Below are 3,145 nucleotides of genomic sequence, written 5' to 3' on the forward strand. Positions count from 1 at the left end.
CGCTCTGACGGCACTCAAGTACGTGGCCACTATCGTTCTGCGCCTGATCATAGCTATGATAACAATTGGTCTACTGAGGGCAACACCAACCCATATACTGGTGAGCGTGGTACCAACGAGCGCCGTGGCTACTAATTAAACCTAGGTAGCGGCCATACTAGTTTGGTACCAGCGAGCCCCGAGGGTACTAATTATACCTAGGTAGCGGCCATACTAGTTTGGTACCAGCGAGCCCCGAGGCTACTAATTAAACCGAGGTAGCGGCTGCATAAACGTGTGATTTAGTAAAAAACTGTTCTAAGTTTATGAACTATGTGACTAGAACACCATTGGATTAGTGTAAAACAAATCCTGTAAAATAACGATTTATAGTGTTTAATTGGTGTTTATATCTGCGTGAAATATAGTTCATAAATGTTTAAATATGAACTATTGTAAGTTAAGCACCTTGATTATTTTCTTGTAGTTAAAAGGTGATTAAACCGTGGTGCCAGAGCATGTAAGAGCAGTTAGCAGACCAGTAAACACGGTAGTTGTTGACTCAAAATCCAAAGGTGCTAAGCGTTATCTTGTTAGAGAAAGGGCGGGCTACAAGACTTCAAAAGGGCATTACTCTGGACCTAGGAATGGCAAAGTCATTGGATACATAATCGATGGTGTGTATGTTCCAAGACAAGAGGATAAAAAGGTACTAACACATAACTCTCGCTCAGTTATGCAGTATGGCGCTCCTGCGTTCGTGGCAAACAAGTGTAAGGATATTCATCAAGACTTGCTCTTATGCTTTGATCCTGAAGATGCTAACCGCATTATGACCATTGCCTCATTGAGAGTAATTGACCCAGGTATAGCTTGTAATCGTTACCTTTCAAAAAGTCAGGGGTCATTTTTGTCTGTCTTCTATCCTTGCATAGGACTCACAAAGAATGCTGTATCTGAGTTCATAAAGCATCTTGGCATGTGTACACAAGCTCATAAGAGCTTCTATGGCTACAGACTTGCTCATGTTGCAAAGAACCAGAATATCTTCATTGATGGTGTCCTAAAACAAGATACTGGCAATAATGACCTCTCTAGAGATTCTGCTAAGCTACACCTTAAAGATCATAAAGAAAACTCTGTAATCTATGCATATAGCCACGATATGCTGGAGATAATTTGCTCAAAAGCTTATCAAGGCAACATGCTTGACTACAAAGCGTTCAGAGACTTTATTAAGAGCAACAACGTCACCAAAGGAGTTCTTGTCTGTGATAAAGGCTTTCCAGTAAGTAAGATTAGGGATCTCATTGAACAATACCCTGATCTACACTACATCTCACCGTACAGATGCAATGCCAAGGTGCTTGATGAGCTTGACTTGTGTTCATATGAACAATGCGCAACATTGTCTAGTGGCGTGAATGTCCTTTGTAAGAAGGTATCTTTGCCTAATGGTAAGTATCTCTTCAGCATAAGAGATATGTCGCGAGCATCGTTAGAACAGAATGGCATGATCCATAAAGGACTTAAGAACAATGGTACTTTCGATGGAGAAGAGTACTCAAAAAAGCTTCTTAAGATGGGAATGATTGTGTATGAGTCGGATCTTGATTTATCGCCTCTAGACATTCTCAATCATTACGAGAATAGATGGTGGTTAGAGACCATATTCGACGTATACAAGAACACATTAGACCTCGATATTACTAGGACTCAATCACGTGAATCTGTCATCGGTAATGAGTTCATTAACTTTGTAGCAGCACTCATATCATGCAAGTTAAGAAATGCCATGAATGATATGGATAAGCTTTACGGCAGTGACGGTTCGACATTTGCCTCTAGAATGTCTGAACTTAGAGATGTCTACATGGAGGTCAATGCCCCAGCTAAAGCTTTTATAGATGATGGTTACTGGGTTTTGCCTGCATCAAATGCCTCATTTACACTTATGGCAAGGCTTGGTTTAGTTGATGACCCTTCGGGAGAACCAACTAAACTTCCAAAGTCTCGTGAATCAAAAGCGCAAAGTAGCAAGGATGAGTCACTGCCAACTCGTTCCACAGACAAGCAAAACGATGAATGTCAAAACGTCGATGCAGTCTCAGAGCCCCAAGCTCATAAAACCATAGTGTCTGATGGTAATGAAGCTGCAAAGGATAGCGGCGTAAAAAGAGGCAGAGGACGACCAAAAGGCAGTCTAAATAAGAAAACCATCGAGGCTATGAAACAAGGTCTAATAGTACCTAATACTCATAAAAGAGGTCGCGGACGTCCAAAAGGCAGCCTAAACAAGAAGACCTTAGAGGCGATTAAGAACGGCTTGATAGACCCAAATGCACCCAAAAGAGGAAGAGGACGTCCTAGTGGCAGTTCAAACAAGATAAGTGGCCATTTCAAGAGAAACTTTATAGGACCAATGCCTTATGGTCAAAAACATCCTGCTATACGCAAGAATACAAATCCGAAAACTCTTTGGCCATAGAAAACGGTGACATCTTTGCAAGCGCAAGATAACTGTCAGACCTTTGTAGACACTTTGGCTGCATTCTGAGAGTTCAAAGATCTGCTTAAAGTTTACTTGAGCAAAAGAAAAATGGGAAATCGCTTACAGGGACGGGCTGATAAAGGCTACTTTTCCTGATTGCTATGAGTTTGAAAGCTACGACGCTCGTCATGCTCCACGTGCACCAGAAATCATAAAGTATTTTTTCAAGTGCAAGTGGATTGAGCTAGGGTATAACTTGATATTGGTTGGCGGACCGGGTCAAGGCAAAAACCTCTTAGCAACATCTCTAGGCAAAGCAGCCTGATTAGTAGGATACACTACTTAATTTGTATCCTGCGTAGATTTGTTTCACAATTTTAAAATAAAAACGATGTTGTGCTCATGGTATCGAGCTTCAACCCATGAGTAATCGTTATGCTTAAACAAGCATTTTCTTAGGTATTGCTATCGCTACAATGTCATTTGCTATGAACGCTCAGGCAAAAGACGTGTATGTTAACGGCTATACCCGCTCTGACGGCACTCAAGTACGTGGCCACTATCGTTCTGCGCCTGATCATAGCTATGATAACAATTGGTCTACTGAGGGCAACACCAACCCATAATCAAGCGAGCGTCGTACCAACAAGCGCCGTGGCTAACAATTAATCCTTA

At 41.6% G+C, this 3,145-nt stretch carries 3 protein-coding genes; all 3 read left to right on the forward strand.

The genetic code is table 11. The annotated features are described in order from the left end of the window. The first annotated feature begins 739 nt into the window (after positions 1–739). Positions 740–2,467 (forward strand): transposase, encoded by a 1,728-nt coding sequence (locus RDO37_RS00950; protein WP_308497800.1) that lies wholly within the window; start codon positions 740–742, stop codon positions 2,465–2,467. 139 nt (positions 2,468–2,606) lie between these two features. Next, on the forward strand, positions 2,607–2,795 hold the full coding sequence (locus RDO37_RS10820; RefSeq protein WP_374045294.1) for an ATP-binding protein: 189 nt from the start codon (positions 2,607–2,609) through the stop codon (positions 2,793–2,795). A 151-nt stretch (positions 2,796–2,946) separates the two neighbouring features. Next, on the forward strand, positions 2,947–3,096 hold the full coding sequence (locus RDO37_RS00955) for a hypothetical protein (protein WP_308497801.1): 150 nt from the start codon (positions 2,947–2,949) through the stop codon (positions 3,094–3,096). Positions 3,097–3,145: the final 49 nt, after the last annotated feature.

This window comes from uncultured Anaerobiospirillum sp., assembly GCF_902485895.1.
Lineage (GTDB): Bacteria > Pseudomonadota > Gammaproteobacteria > Enterobacterales > Succinivibrionaceae > Anaerobiospirillum > Anaerobiospirillum succiniciproducens.